Below are 22,137 nucleotides of genomic sequence, written 5' to 3'. Positions count from 1 at the left end.
CAATGACACGAGGAAAGTTTACCCCAAAATTCAAATTAAAGGTCGTGATGGAAGCTCTTAAGGAGCGTCAGACATTGGCCGAATTGGCTCAGAGGTTTGAACTGAGCCCACAGCAAATTAGTACATGGAAACGAGAGTTTCTTAACAACGCTGAAACCGTTTTCGAATCCTCCAAGAAGGATAAAAGAAGTGAGTCAGAAATTGAAAAAGAAAATCTGCTTAAAACGATAGGTGAGTTGAAAGTGGCCAATGATTTTTTAACGAAAGCCTTGCGTTAAAAAGCGTTGCTGAGCGTAGGAGTTTGATAAGCAGGGATCATCCTAAGCTCAGTATACAAAAATAGACTGCCTTTCTGAAAGTGTCCAGATCGGGGTTTTATTATAAACCCAAAGGCGAATCAAAGTTGAATTTAGAGTTGATGCGACTAACGGATGAACATTACCTGAGTCACCCTTATAAAGGTGCTCCAATGATGCATGCCTGGATTAGAGGCTTAGGATATAAAGTGAATATCTAGCGAATAGAGCGGCTCTTTTACGGAATAATGGGTCTGAGAGCTGTTGCCACGGGTAAGTACACCACAGAGTATTAATCTTGTTGTTCTTGATAATACTTTTCAAAAGAAATTTCAAAAAACGCCGAAGGATGAATTTGAAAAAGCACTGAAAATTTAAGAGGAATACGAAAATGAAAACAAATAATAATATAACAACACAACAATAATTGGAAGATAAATACGGCAAACAGGGCGAATCAAAAAGAGAAGCCTGTGAGCAAGAGTTTGAATCATTTAGACTTGGAGTACTTTTAGAGGAAGCTCGAACTAAACTCGGCATGACTCAAGAACAACTTGCTGAAAAATGCGGAACAATCAAATTGTATATTTCAAGAATAGAAAATAATGCTTCGGATATAAGACTTTCAACTTTGATGAAGATAATTCAACAAGGACTTGGCGGACTTTTAAAACATACATTAGAAGTATAAACTTGGTTAAAAGTTGAAACACTAGCTATAACACGAGGCTTGAACTAATGCGAGCACATTAGATATTTGAAAGTATATCGTTATAAGAAACACCTCCAAATCTTTGATTTGGCATATTTATAGAACTAAACAAAGGGCATCAAATCAAAGATTTAACTACAAGATATGCGAGCGGCACAACTTTAAATAGCACTACTTAAAGCCCTCACGTTAGGTGCAAGAGTAAAAGACGACCGTGCGAAAGAAAATCAACCGACAAAAAATCAATAAATTGTATCCGACAACTTGAAGCATTAAAAAAAGATTTCTGACATCTGTGATTTTTTGAATGGACTTGAGAATAATTAGATAAACAAGTTTGACTTAAAATATCGCAAAATGAAGAATTTTAAAATTTATACTTTTCTAACTTTCCTTTTTTTAGGAAGTACTTCCGTTTCTGCTCAAAGTATGTTGGATTTGTATTTCGGTGGCAACAAAGACAGCTTGACAATTGAAGCTACAAAGCTTATACATACACCTGAGCCGATATTTAACCCTGCAGCCCAACAGACTGAGCCAGACCCAGCATTAATTGCAGAAATGGGATTTGAACAGGTCTATAAAACAGAAAACCGATTTTTTACTGTTCGTGGCGATAAAAAAATCTTTGCGTATAGGTTTGCCAAACAATCGTACAATACCATTATTCTTATTCACGGTGTTGGTAGCAATGCTTATATGTACAATAAAACGGCAGGATTACTACAAGATGCTACCCAAGCGGAAGTTTACGCTATTGATTTAAGGGGACACGGACAATCCGAAGGAAATAGCGGTGATGTTGATTACGTTAACCAGTATGTAGATGATTTGGCTGATATTTTAAAGACAATCCGTAAAGAAAAACCCAGTGGAAGAATAATCATTGCCGGTCATTCTATGGGTGGCGGAGTAGCTTTACGTTATGCAATGGAAAAGCAATATGAACAACCTGATGGCTTTTTACTTTTCGCACCGCTAATCGGACATAACTCACCTGCCTTTCCGCAAACACAAGCTAACCAAAACATAACCGAAGAACCATTTTTGAAAATCCACATTGAACGGATAATAGGTTTGACTATGCTCAATGATATTGAAAATCACGATTATGACAGCTTACCCGTATTGTTTTTCAATTTACCTGAAGCCGTTCCTTTAAGAAAATATAGCTATCGTGCCAATAAAAGTATGACACCTGATGATTATGTGGCAGGATTAAAGGCGGTAAACATACCATTACTTGTATTAATGGGAAGTGAAGACGAAGCTTTTTCGCCAGAAGTAACCAAAGAAGCCATTTTAAAAAACAGCAATGGAGCGTTTCAGATAATTGACAACGCTTCGCATAATGGTGTAAGACATAACGCACAATCTTTTACTTTTATCAAAGATTGGTTTTCAAAATTGTAATGAGCAGAAAAAGACAACAGCAAATTTTTCAGGAAATCATTGAACAACATAAAGGTATTTTGTTCAAGGTTGCTCGTGCATACTGCCGAGACGAAGAAGACCGACAAGACCTCATACAGGAAATGATGATTCAAATTTGGAAGTCTATCCACAAATACAATGACCAGTATCAAATTTCAACTTGGCTATATCGTATTTCGCTAAATGTTGCTATCTCATTTTTCCATAAAAATTCAACAAGAACAAAGAAATATACCGATTTGAATGAGCAAATGATGGAATCCCAAATCGAAGACAAATCGGAAAACGAAAGACAGTTGAATTTATTAGAACAATTTATTAGCGAACTCAAAGAGATAGACAAAGCATTGATGATACTGTATTTGGAAGATAAGAGTCATACTGAAATTTCTGAAATATTGGGGATGTCGGTAAGCAATGTAGGAACTAAAATAAGTCGTATCAAAGACAAATTAAAGACACAATTTTCACTATTAAAATCTTAAAGCAATGAACGAGTTGGAATTAAAAAAAAATTGGCAAATCACCAATGATAAATTGGACGAGAGCATTGTCATAAACAAAAAAAACACTGAAGATATAACCCGAATGAAGGTTAATAGCATTTTAGGTTCAATGAAACCAATTAAGATTTTTACGCTATTGGTTGGCATTTTATGGGTTGGTTTCGGGGTAATTGCTTTGAGTTTAATTTATTTAAACTCATTTTCTGAGGCTAATAAGTTTTTTCTCTTCTCGGCTTCTATCCAGGTTGGTTTGACCGCTATGGCATTGTTTATTTATCTCTATCAGCTAATCACGATTTACCAAGTGGATATAACTGACCCGATTATAAGGACACAAAATAAATTGGTAAGTCTAAAAATGTCAACGCTTTGTGTAACTCGCATTCTCCTGCTTCAACTACCTGTTTGGACAACTTTTTGGTGGAACGAATCTATGCTATCAGATTGGGGTGTTCTACAATGGGTAGTTACCCTGTTTTTTACAATTTTATTTACAGTTATTGCTATTTGGCTATTCTTCAACATTAAATATGAGAACAGAAATAAGAAATGGTTTCAACTCATTTTTAGGGGCAAAGAATGGACGCCATTAATGAAATCTATGGAATTGTTGGAACAGGTGGAAGGATATAAATAATAAGATAAATGTAAATTTAATATTAGAATTATGCTAACAGAAATAAATCCTAAATTGCCAATGCGTGATAAAAACGCAACAAGACATTATTATATAAACAAATTAGGTTTCGAAGAAATAGGAGATTATGAAGGCTATTTAATGGTTATAAAAGAGAAAATAGAAATTCATTTTTTCGAATTCAAAGGCCTCGACCCAAAAGAAAATTATGGACAAGTATATATACGCACCAACGACATTAGTGGTTTATATAAATCTATGACAGATAACAAAATTGAAATCCATCCTAACGGACATTTAGGAACAAGACCTTGGGGACAAAAGGAATTTGCTTTATTAGATCCTGATAATAATCTATTGACATTCGGACAAAGTATATTGTTATGAAATAGAGAGTCAGCACCTAACAATGTATTACATTATAAGACCTCGAAAAGAAGCTGAGCTACGCCGAATATTCACAAGAATAGACGTTCATAGCTCATTGATGCTCTTTTGAGAGGGTAAACACGACAACTAACAAGATGTTTACATTAATAGGTGAATTGTATTAAATTACATACGCAAACACAAACGTTGGCGGATATTGCAAAAATCGCTCCCAGTGGATAATTTAGAGAAATAAACTTTTTGACTTTAACAAAATTAATAAAATGGGAAAAGTATTGAAATTTTTATTCTATGGTGTTTTGGGCTATTTACTTATATGTGTAATAGTAAATTTATACCCTACCAACAAACCAGATTTTACTAAGGTATTTGCACCAAATACTTCTTACGGCAACAAACAACAGGGAAATGAACAAATTATACTGGGTTACAGCAATCATAAAGTAAATATGATGGGTAGAATTGAGCCTTTTGCAAAAGGTCCACTTGAACACGTACATACAAATTTCGACGAAGCTTTTAATGTTTCAGAAGGTACATTGTGTTTACTTGTTAATGGAGAGAAAAAAATATTAAATGCAGGTGAATCCTTTACCGTCCCGAAAGGAACTTATCATAAATTTTTTAACGAAAATGATTAATGGGTAGTGGCAAATGGCGAGGTTCCAGAAGGTTTTGCATTTACACTTACTCAATTGTACGGCGTTTCAAAAGATAATCCTGAAATTTTTAAATCTCCGAAATTATTGCTTCAATTATCGGCATGGGGTAGTGATTTTGATTCTTATTTGAAGGATGGTCCAACACCGACAGTTATAAAAATTATAAAGTTTTTACTCTTACCAATAGCGAAAATTTCAGGTTACAAATATTCCAACTCTGACTATTTCCCGATACCAATTAAAGCACAAATAAAGGAATGATTTTATCAGTGTGTGACATTCGTGGGCATTTTTTGACATTTCGGACGACTTAAATAAGAGTTTTCAACTGTTGACACGTCAACGAACGAAAAGAAGCGGTAGCCGCCAACACATTATATAAGCTATGGCTTGGATGTTGCCTATTTGGAAAATCACTGGATTTTCCAAAGCCCGTTTTTATTTAGAAAGGTTTGTGCCCAAACACGCCACATCTCATATACATAAACGTTAAGCACAAGAAAAATAATAAATGACAAAAAGTATCATCAATTCAACAATCGGACTAACAACTGCTTTTTTATTGACAATAATTTTACATGAACTGGCACATTATGTAATGTCAATAACTTTAGGTTATGAAACTACTTTGTATCACAATAAAGTATTCTCCAAAATCAATGATGTTAAAAGTCATGAAATGATGATTGCAGGAATAGCCCCAATATTCTCCTTAATACAAGGAATTGTCGCCTATCAATATTCAAAGGTTATGAAAACAAGTCCTCAATCATTGTTTGTTTTATGGCTTGGTTTAGCTGGAATTATTACTTTTTTTGGATATTTAATGATTGCACCTTTAATTCCTATTGGAGATACAGGCAAAGTATTTTCCTTGCTAAATGTTCCAATAATAATTCAGGTAATAATTTCAATCATTGCACTTGTGCTAATTACATTAATACTAATGAAATCTACAAAGGAATTTGAAAGATACGCTATTGAAGAATTTGGCTCTGTTAAAATAAATAGAAAAAAGTGGTCTATAACATTATTTCTAATTCCGTTGATTCTAAGTATAATTGTGATAACTCTTTTTCAATTCCCAATCCCACATATAGCAAGCATTTTAGCAACTGTTTGTGCACCTTTTTCAATCATGGCTATTTTTGGAACTTTTATCGGGAGCAAAAATAAAATAAGAAAAGATTCAAAAGAAAAGTCAATAAATAAGAATATCTCAATCCCCTTAATTTTTCTATTTATTTTAGTAGCTATCCTAAATAGAATATTGGTGAATGGAATATAAACCTGTGCCTAACAATTAGGCTCGAATGCAGCGATTAAGGCTTCGGTTCATTTGAATCCCGATAGCTATCGGGATTGAGCTCAAGCACCCAGACAAATACTCCCGATAGCTATCGGGAGGGATTCAATGGAACTCGTTTGTTATTTGTGTTTTAAGAAGGCGTTTCTGTAGCCATTATTTCAATTTTGCTCTCTTGATTTCGCCTAAGCATCCGTCTATTCCTACCTTTTAAATACCCGTCTTTAGTAAAATGTCAGCTATAGACATAGCTCTCCCAGCTGAGTACTTTTTTTGAGCCATTATTTTTACTTTCTACCATTTTGTTAAGTTTGGCTTTATACGTGTTGGTGGTCCTCTTTCGGGTTCTAAGCTTCTAATCATTTTTAGTGTATTGCTTTTGCCATTGATTTAGCGGAATGTCTAGTTTTTCTTCTGCTATTTCTTGCCAACTATAGTGCTTCTTTTTCCACTGTACCTGTTTAAATTCAGTTTTGGCTTGATTTAATTCTTTCGCTTTGTTTTTAGACGCTAAAAATCGGTAATGACGTATTGTGGCAAAACCATGCGGGAAGGTACGCTCACTAAAGGTTGAAAATTTATTATGAGCAATTGGTTGTCTAAAAGTTGACTAGAATTCAAATAAAAAACCTCAACTATCTACTAATATGACAATTGAGGTTTACAAAGTGGAACTGCAAGGATTCTAACCCTAAGTCCGAACATGGCCCCTGTCGATCCTTTTAGATATTTATTCGGTCTTGTTTTTCGAGCTTGAGAAGCCGTCCGACGTACCTAATTCAATCCTTTCCTCCGATACTATTTACTGGTAAGAAAACCGCAAGAAAACGCTTCTGCGTGTTGACACCTCTGGTTCTCCCACGGCAGAGGCGAGCGGGAGAGAGATATGGCGTTTAGTTCATCTAATCTAGCTCAAGCAGCCATGGTATACTGAGTATTGCTTCTTTTTGTTTAGAAGAATTTTTAAATGGAGGTTCTACTAACTCCATACATGCTTATACTCGCATGAGCTTCATGCCGTTAAAACCGGTCAACCCCATTGTGTTGCGTCCTATTATTGGTAAAACGCTTCTAAAGTCCTCACTTATAAAGAAAGTATTAAATAGTGGGCTAATATTCCCAAAAGAATAGTAGGAGTAATGCTCATTAATGTACCTATAAGTACATATTCCATTTGTTTGGTTTCAGTGTCTTTGAATCGTAAGATAGCCCTATTTATGCTGCTGATGAATTTTTCAAATAATTCGTACAGCTATTAGGGGATTCCTTTTTCATTTTGTGCACTGATTTAGGACTAGTTCTATTGAAATGTTTATTTTTAATAATTCTATACAATCATTAAACATTCTTAAGGGTTAAAACCCAATTCAACCATGAATTTATCAATATTCAATACTCCTGAAGAAATGGGAGTGTCCGCTGGAAAAAGAGCAGCTGAAATCCTTAGAAATACAATTGCCGAACGCGGTGAAGCAAATATTATCCTAGCAACTGGTGCAAGTCAGTTTGATGTGCTTAAGCAAATACTCTCAGAAAAAAATATTGCTTGGGATAAAATAACCATGTTCCATCTTGATGAATATTTAGGCTTGCCACTTTCCCACCCAGCAAGTTTTAGAAAGTACCTTTTGGATAGAGTCATTAATGTGATTAAACCAGGTTTTAAAAAAGTAGTATTGATTGATGGAGAAGTGGATGGCGAAAAAGAATGTCAGCGACTTGGTGAATTAATTAAACAACATCCTATTGATTTAGCATTCGTGGGTTTTGGCGAAAATGGACACTTAGCCTTTAATGATCCCCCAGCTGACTTTGAGACAGAAGAGCCTTACATAGTCGTGGATTTGGACGAAGCTTGTCGTCAGCAGCAGTTTGGCGAAGGTTGGTTTGAAAGTTTCGATGCTGTTCCAAAACAAGCTATTAGCATGTCTATAAAGCAAATAATGAAAACGAAGCATCTAATTTGTTCCGTTCCTGATACTAGAAAAGCTGAAGCAGCTAGAGATTGCTTGAATGGGGAAGTTACTAATCTTCATCCCGCCAGTATTTTACAAATTCATTCAAATTGTGAGTATTTCTTAGATAAGAATGCTGCGAGCCTTTTGCCTGAAAGCATTTTAGCCAAATCAAAAATAGTAAAGCATGTCGTCTAAAATCAAAATAATAAACGGCAAAGTAATCACGCCAATAGCAATTTTAGAACAAGCATCTGTTCTTGTTTCAGATGGTAAAATAATTGGAATAGAACAGGGCAATCCAGCATTTCCAGAGGCCATAGAAATTGATGCCAAAGGCCAATACATTTCTCCTGGATTTATTGATATACACATCCATGGTGGCGGTGGCAGCGACTTTATGGATGGTACGCCAGAAGCCTTTTTAACAATTGCCGAAACCCATGCAAGATTTGGCACAACAGCCATGTTCCCAACTACCTTGACTGCTGAGCCAGAGGACTTGGAAGCCACTTTAAATTCATTTGAAAAAGCGAAAGAGCAAAACAAGAATGGGGCATCGCTTTTGGGAATCCATTTAGAAGGTCCATATTTCGCCATGAGTCAAAGGGGAGCTCAAGACCCACGATTTATCCGAAATCCTGATGAAAAAGAGTACAAAGAGCTTATTGCAAACTATAAAAGTATCAAAAGATGGAGTGCTGCTCCAGAATTGCCCGGTGCTATGGCGTTTGGGAAATACTTGACAGAAAACAATATTCTTGCCGCCATAGCACATACAGATGCCATTTATGAAGAAGCTGAAGAAGCATTTCATAATGGTTATACTTTGGCAACTCACTTTTATTCTGCGATGCTTGGGGTTACACGTCGGAATACTTACCGCTATGCTGGTGTGGTAGAAGCTGGTTACCTAATAGATGACATGGATGTGGAGATTATTGCAGATGGCTCACATTTACCAGCCCCACTGCTAAAGCTTATTTACAAGATTAAAGGTCCAAAAAGAACAGCACTCATTACGGACAGTATGCGTGCCGCAGCTATGCCTGAAGGTAAATCTTTACTTGGAGGTTACAAAAACGGTGTGGAAGTATTGGTAGAGGAAGGCGTGGCCAAAATGCCAGACAAAAGTTCATTTGCAGGTAGTGTGTCTACATTTGATAGATTGGTTAGAACAATGCTCACCATGGCTGAAGTACCTATGCTGGAAACCATAGAAATGGCAAGTCTTACCCCAGCAAGAATCATGAAAGTTGATGCTCAAAAAGGCTCTTTAGAAGTTGGTAAAGATGCGGATATTCTGATTTTTGATGAGGGAATTAATATCAAAATGACCATGGTAGAAGGAAGGGTGGTTTATAGTTTATAAACCAACTTCTTTCAAACTAACCGATGCTCCTCCTTTTTTCTTGCTTTCGTCTGCCGCCATCATGAATGCACACATTTCAAGTGTCTCATTTTTGTCTACTGGTGGTATTCCACTTTCGAAGAAATTAATAATTTCGATTAAAAGTGGGTCATAGCCGTTATACGGACCAAGAGGGTTTATGCCGTTTTCGCCAAAAGCCATACCACCATAGTTTTGCTTCCCATTTTTAATGCCTCTAAAGGTACCTATACGCCCATCTTTCCAGATTCCAGTAACTACTTCTTGGTCTTCACCAATGGTTCTTTGTACACTTTCACAGCCAGTTCCCATGACGGTAAATAGCATTTCTACCCCATGTATTCCATACCAGAATAAGTCTGGGTGAGTCTTTTCAAACTTCATTGGACTAAAGGTATCTGCTCCGGAAATTTTACCAATTGACCCATTTTTGATTTCCATCATTCCCGTGGCAAACCTTAATGAAGATGCCGAAAATGTAGGGACATTATAATTTTCAGCGGCCTTAAAAATGGCTTGTGCATCTTTTAAAGATGCCGCAATTGGCTTGTCAATAAATGTTCTTTTCCCACTTTTGAATACCTCTACAGCTTGCTCTAGGTGCCTTCTTCCATCGTTTGTTTCTAATAAAACAACGTCCACTTTTTTCAATAGTTCGCTTATTGAGCTTACAATTTCAACGCCCATTTTCTTGACCTCTTCTATGTAGCCAGGGATTCTTTCTGTGCTAGAAACTATATCCAAACTACCTTGTGGATAGGCGGCAACCACGCTATAGCCCTTAAAAGCAGCATCTCCTCTATGAAGTGATTTGGTAAACGCTACCGAATGTGAAGTATCCAGGCCAATAATTCCAACACGCTTACCCTTCATACTATTTATATTAATATTGGCCTTTTTTACAAATGACAAGCCAATACTTGCAGCTAAAACGGGTGCAAAAAAATCACGTCTTGTAAGTTTATTCATTTTGAAATTTTCCATGTTCTAAATTGATGTCCTTTTATAGCGTAAAATACTAGGTAAAGATAAGCAGGGAAGAGCACCCAATAGGCTGACTTCACATCATAAAGATCAGCAAAATGGCCGTAAACCAGTGGCATAATAGCATTTCCGCAAAGCATCATTATTAAAATTGACGAGCCAAGTTTGGTGAATTTACCTAAACCATCTAATGCTAGTGGCCAAATGCCCGCCCAAATTAAGGAATTGGCTAAGCCCATTAAAACCAAAAACCAGATAGAAATATCAGCGTTTATGCCTAAAAACGCAACTTCACCTTTAGTGAAAATCACCAAAAGTGTCAAAATCAAGCCTAATACCGTACAAAACCGAAGTGCAGTAACTTGAGATATAATTTTGGGCATTAATACTATTCCTAAAAGGTAACCACATATAGTGGTAGCCAGGGTATAAGATGGAAACACCTTGGCCTCCATTAACTGAATGTTCATGGACCCCGCATAACCAATAATAGTATCTATTGCGATTACTTGTGTACCCACGTGCATGAAAATCGCGACCGCTCCAAGTATTAAATGTGGGAATTGGAAAATACTTTTTTTAGCAGTCTGGTTATCAGCCGATACTTCTTTATCTCCATCAGTGTCAATCTCCGGCAAAGGTGAGAAACGAATACCCAAACCCAATAAAAAGAGCACAATGCCCACTATTAAATAAGGTGTAACTACACGTTGAATGAGTTCGTCTAAGGCAGCAGCTCTATCTACCTCATTCATGCTCGCCAAATTTTGAAAAAGATCGCTATCCGTTGCTCTTAAAATTACCGCAGCAAAGATTAAAGGAGCAAGTATGCCTGCTGCTTTATTGCAAATACCCATAATACTGATTCGCTGGGCAGCTCGTTCTTTTGGACCTAGAATAGTGATATAAGGGTTTGCGGCAGTTTGTAATATGGCCAAACCGGCACCAAGCGTAAATAAGCCAATTAAAAAGATATAATAAGTACGACTATAAGCGGCAGGAATAAAGATAAATGCTCCTATGGACATGATCCAAAAACCAAGCATTATCCCTTTTTTAAATCCGACTCTTTGTAATAAAAAAGAAGCAGGAACTGAGATTAGGAAATAGGAAATATAAAAGGCAAAGGCAACTAAGTATGCCTGGAAATTGGTCAGTTCACAAGCTATTTTAAAATAAGGAATCAGAATAGCATTTATCCAAGAAACAAATCCAAATATGAAAAACATTACTGCGACTATTGCAATGGATATACGGGTTTCGTTTTTACTCAAAGAGCTTACCGCAACGGCTTCAGGCATTTATTAAGATTTACATGGTTGAATAATAAGTTTAAATATAGTCTAAAATGTTTAGTTTATTATCTGACATTCTTTAGCTATCCTGCTTAATCGGTCAATTAAGGCAGCTTTTTAATTTTAGACTTCGCTTTTTCAAAGAGAGGAAAAAGGCTTCCTTGAAGAGGGGATATCGGGCTAAATACGGGATGAAACCCAAATAAAAAGCCTCAACTACTTAATAATAAGGTGGTTGGTGTTTTTTTTCTGTGGAGCTTCAGGAAGTTAGGGCGTAAACTGAGCTTTGGGTTCATGATTACATTGCAAATAGACCTCATGATTCTTTGGTAGATATTCCGGTTTAAAGTGAGCCACTTTTTAGGCTTTAATAATAGATAATTTGATAAATTCTTCCCAAAAAATCTGCCTCTTAAAGACTAAAAATATTAAGTATGTCGCTTAAATTGCTTAAATTCAATATATCTGAGATTTCAGTTATTTTTGAATGGCAAAAAAACAAGAATATGAAAACCCATAATAGCTTAGACCATTTATCTAACAATACACTTAAGGTTTTTTATCTGTGTTGTACTACTGACAAGTTTGTAGATTATTGTGAGCCCTCTACAGTAAGCTTAGATAGAGTAGAATTAATCAAGACCAGACTGGCTTTCTTGGAGACCAATATTCCAGAAGCAGAACTTGAAGCTAAGATATATTCATGTGATATAGATGTATCAGAGTTTATTAAGGAAGATGATATTGATTCTTCTGAGGTTAAGACCATTGGCGATTTGGTTTCTTATTTAAAATCTCATCCTATTTCAGACCCGAATCTTTTTATTGGTTATAATTCAATTAAGGTAAATAACAGGGACAGTGAATTAGTTCGAAACAGTTAAAGTATATGTGTTATGATGTTTCATATCAAATTAAAAAAGCTATTAAATATGGGGAGCATTATGGCTTAAACAAAACAGAGCTTAATTCCTTAAAGGATGAATTAAAGCAATACGAGGAATGGCCTGAAGCATATCATTTAAATGGTTTTGAGTTTCCTAAGCTCCCTATTATCACCAATACTAAACCTAAGGAAATTCAGTTTTTCACTTGGGGCTTAATTCCTTCTACATATAAAACTTTAGATTCTGCAAATAATATACGCAAGTACACTTTAAATGCAAGGGCAGAAACTCTTGATGAGAAGAAGTCTTTTAAGGAAGCCATTAAGGAAAATAGATGCTTGGTTCTTTTAGATGGCTTTTTTGAATATCATCATTTTAAAAGTAAAACATTTCCATTTTTTATTTCAAAGTCCAATGGTGAGCCCATAGTTATGGCAGGCATTTTTGATAAGGCTAACATAAATGGAGAAGTTATTGAAACTGTTAGTATTGTTACTACCAAGGCAAATGAAATGATGTCAAAAATTCATAATAATCCTAAACTGGAAGAGCCAAGAATGCCAGTCATTCTGGAAAAGAAGGATTATCTCAATTGGTTAGATGGAGATAATTATGAAAGTTTACTGAAACCTTTGCCTGATGGTCTCTTAAAGGCTCATACTGTTAAAAAAATCAGGACTAGATATGAGTCCATTAATGACCCAGAAGTAATAGATGAGTATTGTTATCCAGAGCTGCCTAAAGGCTATCATTCCATAAAGACAGAGAATGAACAATTTAGTTTGTTTTAAAAATATGTTTTATTTGATTTAATTGAAGAAGGTCAGCTTGAAGTTCCCCCAAGATACTGGACAGTAAAATCAGTACAGTTACTTCAATTTCCACTCTAAAGTAGATTTAGGCCGCTTTATACATTAGAAAATCTCCCAATAGCTATCGGAACCGTAACTAAATTGCTTCAAATCAGTTTACTTCGTCAAGCTCAGCACAGGCTACACCCATTTAAACTCAATCACCATAGCCCTTCGACTTTAGCTCAGTGTAAACCGCTGTACTAATCTCGTTTAAATGTCTGATTTATTGCACTTTAACTTCTCATAACGATTTCACAATGCATAAACTGGGTTTAGTGAATTATAATATTCTCACTTCGAATGAAATTGAAACCCAAAGGCATCATTTTAGAATTAAAATAATTGCCATAGGAATAATAAGTTTGTGTAATCTCTTTTTTAACTAGGCTCTAAAATCCTGGTGTAATCAAGCCTTATTAAAAATGTCAAATGAATATTAAGCTTATTCTTGAGAAATATCTCATTCGTCGTTTTTAGGGTTTACATGGCTTCATCAATAAATAATGCTTACAGCTTCATTCAATACCTCATTCTCGAAGCTGTCCAAGGAGACTTGAGTACTAGCTTCTGTTTTATCAGCTACTACGGAGGTATTAATTTTAAATTTTAAGGCATATTCTAAGCCGTGTTTTATTTTTTAAGAGTTGAAATAAATCTGTTTCTATTTCATGACATCATCTTAAAGTCTGAAATATTCCTTTTCGTAGATATTCTGGTTTAAAGTGAGCCATTTCTGGTGTTGTAGTCAAGCCTATTTCTGTTCGTTGTTGTGCATTCAAATTAATAAGGAGTTTATACCGAATTAATCGACTTGTTTTAGCGGAGAAACGCTAAATTAATTTAGGTTAACTTTAGTTAATTTGAGTTTTTAGGGGTTATACATAGAGTAATGTAGTTGTTTTTTATAGAATGTATTCTAGACTCACAGTGGTTTGTATATTCCTGTCACTTATGAATTATATCAAATAAATGGTGCCAGGATTATAACGCTAAGTCAGCCACTTACTAAATATGGAAGGTTGGAATCACCGTACTATGCATAAAATTTGTATAACCTTCGATTATTATATGAAGATCAATATTGTGATTCTTATAAAAACTAGTACATTTATTATGCATTGGTAGCGATGCCATACTTTTAACTTCTTGAATCGAATCTCCTTAACATTGTCTAACATGAGGCCAGTGGACGACATATCAACCTGTTCCAATAGCAGGGTAGCACATGATTTAGCATTTACATCGGTATTTGATAAAAGCTACTCCGGTTTGGTTTATTTTTCGTATAACTTTCTTGGGGATAAGCAAGAAGCCGAGGACGTAGTTCAGAACGCTTTTATTAGTTATTGGAATTGCAAAGGAAGTGTAGGAGATGCTCCAAATGCCATAAAAGGTTTTTTATATACAACTGTAAAAAATGCATGTATGGATTTACTTAAGCATCGATTGGTAATTCGAAAATATGAAGATCAATTAATGGTGGATCCTATTGACGAAAATGATATTGAAAATAGAATTATTCGCTCTGAAGTGTTGTCTGAGATTTTTAATGCGATAGAGGTATTACCTAAAGGGTGTAAGCAGGTATTGGAAATGAGTTTTCTGGAGGGGAAAAAAAATCAGGAAATTTCAAGTGAACTGGGTGTTTCAATAAATACTGTTAAAACGCAGAAACAACGTGCTTTACGTTTATTAAAACTAAGATTATCATCTTCTGAATTTGTGCTATTACTTGTCGCACTTGCGTTTTAAGACAGTAAGGTTCCTTATGAACTAACTAATAGACTTTGGATGGTATCTGAAGCGTTGAGGTTTATTATAATATATTGTATCATTGGTGATTATTCTCGATAAACAGTTTAAATCTTATTGTTTATTATAGCCATATCTTTAAACTAGGTAGATTTCAGACTTCTGGAATTTAGTAGCAGTATGGGAAAATTACTGGTAATCTGATGCTTCAATACGCATTTAGATTAAAGTTTGTTTCAAATGTTTGACAAGATGTGGAATCTCTGTTAGGGAATTGTCCCATGATTTTCGTTAAAACGAATGCACTATTTTCTAGTGTTATTAAAAGAATGAAAATATTTCTTGATTTCTTTTCACCCTTTTTTTAGATCAAATCGTCTTAGTATTATAAAATGAACTTGATATGAAAAACAAGGAAGATGCTTTTTTGAAAGCTGATTTAATTTCCAGGTATCTCCGGGGAGAACTTTCTCATATTGAGAATGAAGAACTAATCAAATGGGCTGGTGAAGACAACAAAAATCAAAGATTACTGGATGATTTAGAAAATGAAGCTTTATTGAATAAGGATTTACATTTTATTTCCATGGTGGACAAAGATGTAGGATGGACTAATATTACCAGAACAATTGATGCTGCCGCTCAGAAGCGTCAGATAAATATTGTCAGATACCTTAAATATGCAGCAGCTGTAATTTTAGTTGGAGCACTTTCATTTGTCGTTTTTCTTAAGACGTATAAAGATAAGCGTTTAGAGGTTTCTAGTATTGATAACTTGATGCCACTAAATGATGCACTGCCAGGTGGAAATAATGCAACATTAACCCTAGGAGATGGTTCTGTGGTCTCTCTGGAAGATGTATCTAATGGTACTTTTAAAGAAGAAAACGGCATTCGGATAAGGAAAAAAGATGGAGAGGTTATCTACGAAATTCTTGAACAGGCTGGAAATGAAGAAGTTCATTATAATACTATCCAAACACCAGTAGGCGGGCAATATCATGTTGTTTTGCCGGATGGTAGCAAAGTTTGGCTTAACTCGGAGTCTTCCTTGCACTTTCCTACTGCTTTCACAGGAATGCAAAGGACAGTCAACTTGACAGGAGAGGGTTATTTTGAAATTGCTAAAAACACAGGGATGCCATTTATCGTAAAGGCGAATAATACTCAAGTGGAAGTGTTAGGTACTCATTTTAATGTAATGGCCTATAGTAATGAGGCAGAGTTACAAACGACTTTGTTGGAAGGCTTAGTTCGTATAAGTAATGGCCGATACAGCAAGACCATCCTGCCTGGGCAGCAGGCAAGCATAGGAGGGAATATCTTGGTCAGAGATGTGGATCTAGACGAAGTTGTTGCTTGGAAGAATGGTTATTTTCAGTTTGAGAATGAAGATCTAAAAAGTATTTTGAGGCAATTGAAGCGTTGGTATAATGTTGATGTGGAAGATGAAAATCAAATTCCAGAGAAACATTTTACGGCATTTATTTCTCGAAATACACCCTTATCTCAAGTGCTTAAAATGCTAGAAATGTCGGGCGAATTGAAATTTAAAGTAGAAGGAAATAAAATAGGAATTCAAAATAATCAAATGAAAAAATAAACTAACAAAAAACGAAAAAAACCGATAGCGAGGACACGCTACCGGTTAAATAGGTCTTAAATAATAATAATACAGTACGAACCATAAACTATTTCTAAACCCTAACATTTCAAAGTTATGAAAAAAAAACTACGCTACGAAAGTAGTCGGATACAAAGGCGTATAAACCAAAAAATACTTCGTATTATGAAACTAAGTGCTCTACTGCTGATGATTGCGTGTATGCAGGTAAGTGCATCCGTTTTTTCGCAGAAAATTTCACTTTCCTTGGAAAACGCTTCGCTTGAACAAGTTATCAAGAAGCTCAGGAAAAAGACTGGATACCAGTTCATTTATAATAATGAGCTATTGAGGCATGCTAAACCGGTTTCAATGAATGTATCGGATGCTTCTGTTAATGAAATTCTTGAAGCATGTTTCAAGAATCAGTCATTGACATATACCTTAGTCGACAAAATTATTATAGTGAAACCAAGGCTATCAGTCCAAATCAAGGGACAACCAGTTGTCGAAGTTCAAAAGCCAGTTATTGAAAAACGGGAAGTGAGAGGACGTGTGACGGATGAGTCGGGTGGGCTACCTGGAGTTAGCATCGTTCTCAAAGGGACACAACAAGGAACCACAACGAATGTTGATGGTGATTTTAAGATTGAGTTAGAGAAAGGAGATGAAAATGCCATACTCGTGTTTTCATATGTGGGTTACCTTACGCAGGAATTTGCTGTGGGTAACGAAAGCTTAATTAACATTAAGTTACAGGCGGATAACAAAGCATTGGATGAAGTCGTAGTAGTGGGTTATGGAACGCAGAAGAAAGTAAATTTAACTGGTGCTGTAGATCAGGTTACTTCGAAACAACTGGAAACGAAATCGGTGGCTAATATTGGTCAAGCTCTTCAAGGGGTTGTACCTAACTTAAATATTAATTTCTCGGATGGTAATCCAGTCAAGGAACCTTCTTTTAATATTAGAGGCGGTACCTCATTTTCGGGAGGTAGTTTTAAGAGTGGGAGCCCACTTGTTTTGGTAGACGGAATACCAATGGAAATTAACAACCTTAATCCTTCAGATATAGAGAGTATATCGGTATTGAAAGATGCGGCTTCCTCTGCAATTTATGGAGCTAGAGCGGCCTATGGTGTGATATTGGTGACAACCAAAAAAGGTTCGAAAGGAATGAAACCCAAAATCTCTTATTCCTTTAGTCATCAGAGTCAACAGCCTATAAACAGACCTAAACTTTTAAACTCTGTTGAATATCAAGAGTCTTTAATAAATGCTCAAATATTGGATGGAGGTCTGCCATCACAAGATGATGAATTCAAGCTTCAGCAAGTCAAGAATTATTATAATAATCCTGAAACTGCACCTAGCTATTACGAATCTGGGGGAACAAACATTTGGGTGGCTAATGTAGACCCTTGGAAAGAATTTCTAAAACCGTCCGCTCCTTTGAAAGCCCATAATATTTCAATTTCAGGGGGCTCAGACAAAACCAATTATTACGCTTCTTTTGGATTTAGAGACCAGGATGGACTTGTAGCCTTAGGAGATGATTATAGAAAGACTTACAACACGATGTTGGGTTTTTCTACTGATATTAATAAGTGGTTGAACATAGACACCAAAGTAATTTATACCAATACAGGCACCAAACGGCCTAATGGGCAGGGTGGGTATTCTGCATATTCAGATAATTATTTTGATTATCTATCAAGAATTGGGTGGCGTGTTTTGATGACGCCCAGGTTTACACCTGAAGACTCTCCGGTGGGTGTAATGCCAACGCATACGCCATTAAATGCTTTCATAAATGACGGGAATATTACTACCCAAAATTCCAATTTATTGATGAAAGTAGAAGGGACAATTAAGTTACTTGATGGTCTTCAATTTAAGACAAATTACGCGTATAAATTAATTGATGAAAATCAGAAGATGCATTTACCGTACGTATTGCGTGTAGAAAAGTCTTGGACTCCATTTGGAGAAGGGTTTAGTACCGTGAGTAAAACTTTTGCCAAAAGTGATTATACCGTCTTTAATGCGTATTTCGACTTTTATAAAACGCTAAAAGAAAAGCATAATGTGTCTGCGGTAGTAGGTTATAATCAAGAGTTGTCAAAATATAACGACTTAACTGTTCAAGGAAATGATTTAGTTACGGATGCCGTAACTAGCTTAAAACTAGCGACTGGTGCAAAAACATTCGGCGATAACGAGTCACATTGGGGAATTCGAGGTGCGTTTGTTAGGTTAAACTATAATTTCGATAATAAGTATCTCCTTGAAATTAATTCCAGATACGATGGAACTTCGAAATTCCCAAAGGGTGATAGGTTTAAGCTTTTTCCATCAATTTCAGCAGGCTGGCGTATAACCGAAGAAAACTTTATGAAAGGGACAAAACCTGTATTGTCTGAACTCAAGTTGAGAGGTTCATACGGAAGTCTGGGGAATCAAGATGTTTCAAATTATGCCTACATTTCTACCTACGGTTTAATTCCACAAGTTGCCTATTTAATGAATGGACAAAGGCCTATTGGTATCAACCCTCCAGGCTTAGTGAGTTCAAATTTAACTTGGGAAACGGCTACAACAATCGACTTTGGCTTAGATGTGACTTTATGGAACAAACTTGGGGCTACTTTTGATTGGTATAAAAGGGTAACTAGAGATATTCTTACTACCGCAGAGCAACTTCCGTCTGTATTGGGAACAAGTGCACCCAATCAAAACACAGGTGTAATGAAAACGAGCGGCTGGGAATTTTCGACAAAATACTCAGATCAGCTTAAAAATGGTATTAATTATGACTTTTCGTTTGTATTCTCCGATACTCAATCAGAAGTAGTTAAGTTTTCTGGAAACCCTCAAAGAATAGTTTCTTCTTTATACGAAGGTCAGAAAATGGGCGAGATTTGGGGTTTAGAAACGGCAGGACTTTTCCAATCGTATGATGAAATTGATGTGGCTCCAAACCAATCACAAATTGCTGGTGGAGTATGGCGTCCTGGTGATGTTCAATATAAAGATATCGACGGAGATGGGAAAGTAACGTATGGTGAGTCCACGGTTTCAAATTCTGGTGACAGACAGATCATAGGTAATTCATTGCCAAGGTTTCAGTTTGGGATAAACACCAATTTGTCTTGGAAAAGTATTGATTTTAATATGTTTTGGCAAGGCACGGGTAAGAGAGATTATTGGAGTGGTAGTTACCTTTATTGGGGCTTAATTCGTGGCTCGAATATCCATGGTGGAATTGGCACACCAGAGGTATATTATAATACATGGACACCAGAACGTACAGACGCTTTCTATCCAGCCTATAAACCTGCGTTTAAAAACATGGAAGTTCAATCGAGATACCTGCTAAATGCTGCTTTTGCTCGATTGAAAAACGTAACGGTAGGTTATACACTTCCTTCAATATTATCAAGTAAAGTGAAAATTGATAGACTCCGAGTGTTTACATCAGGGTTTAACATTTTGACAGTTTCTAAGGTTCCGAAGTTTATGGACCCAGAGAATATGAATGATGCCTACCCTTTAATGAGGTCTTATACTATTGGTATACAGGCTAATCTATAATTACTAATCTTAAATTAAACTTCGATGAAACTTAAATATATATTTATATTATTTCTTACGCTTTCTCTAACGTCGAGTTGTGATGATCAGTTTTTAGAACTTTTCCCTCTCGATAGTATCGTAGATCAAAATTATTGGAAAAGTGAATCAGATCTAAAACTCTATGCAAACTCTTTTTATGGAATTTACATCGAAGGGTTTGATAATGCTTTAGGTTTTCGTAATCCCTATGGATATAAAGGTTCTTCAATTCCTTATGGGGATATACACTCCGATAATGCTGTGGCGGAAAATGTAACTACTGCAAGGCTAATAAATAACTTGTATGTGAAGCCTACTACTGCCGGAACTGGCGGATGGACTTGGGGCAATGTTAGAGCCTTAAATTACTTCCTTATAAATTATGACAGAGCCCAGGTAAGCCAAGCAGTGAAAAATGTTTATGCAGGTGAGATTCTATTTTTCAAAAGCATGGAATATTTCAATAAAATAAAAATGTTTGGCGAAGTGCCTTGGTATAGTGAGCCATTGGGTACAGAATCTGAAGGACTTTATGATCCAAAAACGCCTCGCGAAGCATTGATGGATTCTGTTTTGGTCAGCTTAGATAAGTCAATCGCTTGGTTACCTACAAAAGGTAAAGAATCTAGTGGTAGATTAAATAGAGATATGGCACTATTTCTTAAGTCGAGAATTTGTCTTTACGAAGGCACATTTAGAAAGTATCATACAGAATTGGGCCTATCTGGACAGAAATATTTCCAAGAGGCGATTAAAGCCTCAGAAGAACTTATGAATTCTGGTCATTATGGAATTTGGAGCACAGGTGATACAGAAAATGACTATCACAACTTGTTTATTCAGGGAAGTTATAAAACCAATCCAGAAATTATTCTCTGGAAAGAGTATAGTAATGGCCTTTTGGGACATGGTTTTTTACGTTATTTCATGTGGAATCAATGCGATAATGTGGTTGGTTTATCCAAGTCTATGGTTGACGAATACCTCTGTGCTGATGGGCTTCCTATTTCCAACAGTCCGCTATTCTTGGGCAATGATAGTTTACAAAGCGAATTTCTAAACCGTGATCCTCGCTTGTCGCAAACAGTGGCAGCACCTGGTCAGTACGCTTTGGATAATAAAAATGTCGGTTCATTTGTGGCTAGAGGAAAAGGGTATAATGGCCAAATGCCGGGGATTAGAGGCAGTGGAGAGGAGTTTCCATCTCCTACAGGTTATTGGCCGGTTAAGTTTTGGAAGAATGATCAAACAGAAATAAATGCAATTCAAACAGGTTCAATGCCATGTCCTATTTTTAGGTATGCAGAGGTTTTATTAATCAATGCAGAAGCACATTCTGAAATGGGGACTTGCACACAAAGTACATTAGACAATACAATTAATAAACTACGTGCCCGAGCTGGTATACCAGAATTGCTTTTGTCTAATTTGCCCTCAGATCCAGTACTGGATGAAAGGTATTCAAACTATTGCAAGTATGTTCCATCGGCTTTGCTAAGAGAAGTGAGAAGAGAAAGGAGAGTAGAATTGGCTTGGGAAAATTTCCGATGGGATGATCTAGTGCGTTGGAGAGCAGGTAAATTATTGACAGTGCCGGAAGCAACAAGAGGCATGAAATTCAATCAATACCAGTACCCTACAGTGGTTGCTAATAGAGATGTATTTTTGGATAATTTAGGTTTTTTACAACCCTATAAAAATGCTTTACCAGCGGGAAGAACTTTTGAAGAACCAAAAAACTACTACTTCCCAATACCAATAGAAGAATTGGTGATTAACCCCAATTTAAAACAGAGTCCGGGCTGGGATAATTAATAATCATGATTACAATCAAGTATAGCAGAGGATATTCTTCCTCT

19 protein-coding genes are annotated in these 22,137 nt (G+C 36.0%); 17 read left to right on the top strand and 2 right to left on the bottom strand.

Annotated elements, in window-relative coordinates; all coding sequences use genetic code 11:
- Nucleotides 1-2 precede the first annotated feature (2 nt).
- The 11 genes from ACSBFT_RS10500 (at nt 3) to nagA (ending at nt 9,270) form a co-directional block, all read left to right on the top strand.
- Entirely contained in the window at nt 3-278 is a 276-nt protein-coding gene (locus tag ACSBFT_RS10500) for a transposase (protein ID WP_489604578.1), read from the top strand.
- Nucleotides 279-723: 445 nt separating this feature from the next.
- The gene (locus tag ACSBFT_RS10495; protein ID WP_489604577.1) at nt 724-987 is read left to right on the top strand and encodes a helix-turn-helix domain-containing protein; all 264 of its coding nucleotides are present in this window, start codon (nt 724-726) and stop codon (nt 985-987) included.
- 378 nt (nt 988-1,365) lie between these two features.
- Nucleotides 1,366-2,421, top strand: a complete 1,056-nt coding sequence (locus tag ACSBFT_RS10490) for an alpha/beta hydrolase (protein WP_489604576.1) — start codon at nt 1,366-1,368, stop codon at nt 2,419-2,421.
- A complete protein-coding gene (locus ACSBFT_RS10485) occupies nt 2,421-2,927 on the top strand; it encodes an RNA polymerase sigma factor (protein ID WP_489604575.1) in 507 nt (168 codons plus the stop codon). Before ACSBFT_RS10490 ends, ACSBFT_RS10485 begins: the two co-directional genes overlap by 1 nt.
- Before the next feature lie 13 nt (nt 2,928-2,940).
- A complete protein-coding gene (locus ACSBFT_RS10480; protein ID WP_489604574.1) occupies nt 2,941-3,585 on the top strand; it encodes a hypothetical protein in 645 nt (214 codons plus the stop codon).
- Nucleotides 3,586-3,615: 30 nt separating this feature from the next.
- Nucleotides 3,616-3,972 carry a bleomycin resistance protein gene (locus ACSBFT_RS10475; protein WP_489604573.1) on the top strand — a complete coding sequence of 119 codons (357 nt, stop codon included), beginning with the start codon at nt 3,616-3,618 and terminating at the stop codon, nt 3,970-3,972.
- Between the two features lie 266 nt (nt 3,973-4,238).
- Complete coding sequence (locus ACSBFT_RS10470) at nt 4,239-4,616, top strand: cupin domain-containing protein (protein WP_489604572.1); 378 nt, start codon at nt 4,239-4,241, stop codon at nt 4,614-4,616.
- Nucleotides 4,617-4,622: 6 nt separating this feature from the next.
- Nucleotides 4,623-4,898, top strand: coding sequence for a hypothetical protein (locus ACSBFT_RS10465; RefSeq protein WP_489604571.1), 276 nt, complete (start codon nt 4,623-4,625; stop codon nt 4,896-4,898).
- A gap of 250 nt (nt 4,899-5,148) precedes the next feature.
- Nucleotides 5,149-5,925 (top strand): hypothetical protein, encoded by a 777-nt coding sequence (locus tag ACSBFT_RS10460; RefSeq protein WP_489604570.1) that lies wholly within the window; start codon nt 5,149-5,151, stop codon nt 5,923-5,925.
- Nucleotides 5,926-7,316: 1,391 nt separating this feature from the next.
- On the top strand, nt 7,317-8,096 hold the full coding sequence (locus tag ACSBFT_RS10455; protein ID WP_489604569.1) for a glucosamine-6-phosphate deaminase: 780 nt from the start codon (nt 7,317-7,319) through the stop codon (nt 8,094-8,096).
- A complete protein-coding gene (gene nagA / locus ACSBFT_RS10450) occupies nt 8,086-9,270 on the top strand; it encodes an N-acetylglucosamine-6-phosphate deacetylase (RefSeq protein WP_489604568.1) in 1,185 nt (394 codons plus the stop codon). Before ACSBFT_RS10455 ends, nagA begins: the two co-directional genes overlap by 11 nt.
- Here the strand turns inward: nagA and ACSBFT_RS10445 are convergent.
- Both ACSBFT_RS10445 and ACSBFT_RS10440 read right to left on the bottom strand, forming a co-directional pair.
- Nucleotides 9,265-10,257 (bottom strand): Gfo/Idh/MocA family protein, encoded by a 993-nt coding sequence (locus tag ACSBFT_RS10445; RefSeq protein ID WP_489604567.1) that lies wholly within the window; start codon nt 10,255-10,257, stop codon nt 9,265-9,267. The two genes, nagA and ACSBFT_RS10445, sit on opposite strands and share 6 nt — an antisense overlap.
- Nucleotides 10,254-11,573 (bottom strand): sugar MFS transporter, encoded by a 1,320-nt coding sequence (locus ACSBFT_RS10440; RefSeq protein WP_489604566.1) that lies wholly within the window; start codon nt 11,571-11,573, stop codon nt 10,254-10,256. The genes ACSBFT_RS10445 and ACSBFT_RS10440 overlap by 4 nt, the downstream gene beginning before the upstream one ends.
- 500 nt (nt 11,574-12,073) lie before the next feature.
- Here ACSBFT_RS10440 and ACSBFT_RS10435 point away from each other — a divergent pair, with 500 nt between their 5' ends.
- The 6 genes from ACSBFT_RS10435 to ACSBFT_RS10410 all read left to right on the top strand — a co-directional run bounded on the left by ACSBFT_RS10435 (nt 12,074) and on the right by ACSBFT_RS10410 (nt 22,093).
- Nucleotides 12,074-12,451 carry a hypothetical protein gene (locus ACSBFT_RS10435; RefSeq protein ID WP_489604565.1) on the top strand — a complete coding sequence of 126 codons (378 nt, stop codon included), beginning with the start codon at nt 12,074-12,076 and terminating at the stop codon, nt 12,449-12,451.
- Nucleotides 12,452-12,456: 5 nt separating this feature from the next.
- Complete coding sequence (locus ACSBFT_RS10430) at nt 12,457-13,245, top strand: SOS response-associated peptidase (RefSeq protein WP_489604564.1); 789 nt, start codon at nt 12,457-12,459, stop codon at nt 13,243-13,245.
- A gap of 1,239 nt (nt 13,246-14,484) precedes the next feature.
- Nucleotides 14,485-15,060: an RNA polymerase sigma-70 factor gene (locus tag ACSBFT_RS10425; protein WP_489604563.1), complete on the top strand. Its 576-nt coding sequence runs from the start codon at nt 14,485-14,487 to the stop codon at nt 15,058-15,060.
- 403 nt (nt 15,061-15,463) lie between these two features.
- Nucleotides 15,464-16,663, top strand: a complete 1,200-nt coding sequence (locus tag ACSBFT_RS10420) for a FecR family protein (RefSeq protein WP_489604562.1) — start codon at nt 15,464-15,466, stop codon at nt 16,661-16,663.
- A 117-nt stretch (nt 16,664-16,780) separates the two neighbouring features.
- Nucleotides 16,781-20,257 (top strand): TonB-dependent receptor, encoded by a 3,477-nt coding sequence (locus ACSBFT_RS10415; protein WP_489604561.1) that lies wholly within the window; start codon nt 16,781-16,783, stop codon nt 20,255-20,257.
- Between the two features lie 24 nt (nt 20,258-20,281).
- On the top strand, nt 20,282-22,093 hold the full coding sequence (locus tag ACSBFT_RS10410) for a RagB/SusD family nutrient uptake outer membrane protein (protein WP_489604560.1): 1,812 nt from the start codon (nt 20,282-20,284) through the stop codon (nt 22,091-22,093).
- Nucleotides 22,094-22,137: the final 44 nt, after the last annotated feature.

Source organism: Arcticibacterium sp. SM2516, assembly GCF_057914865.1.
The sequence above is the reverse complement of the archived record's forward strand: the minus strand, read 5'-3'. Positions and strand labels throughout refer to the sequence as shown.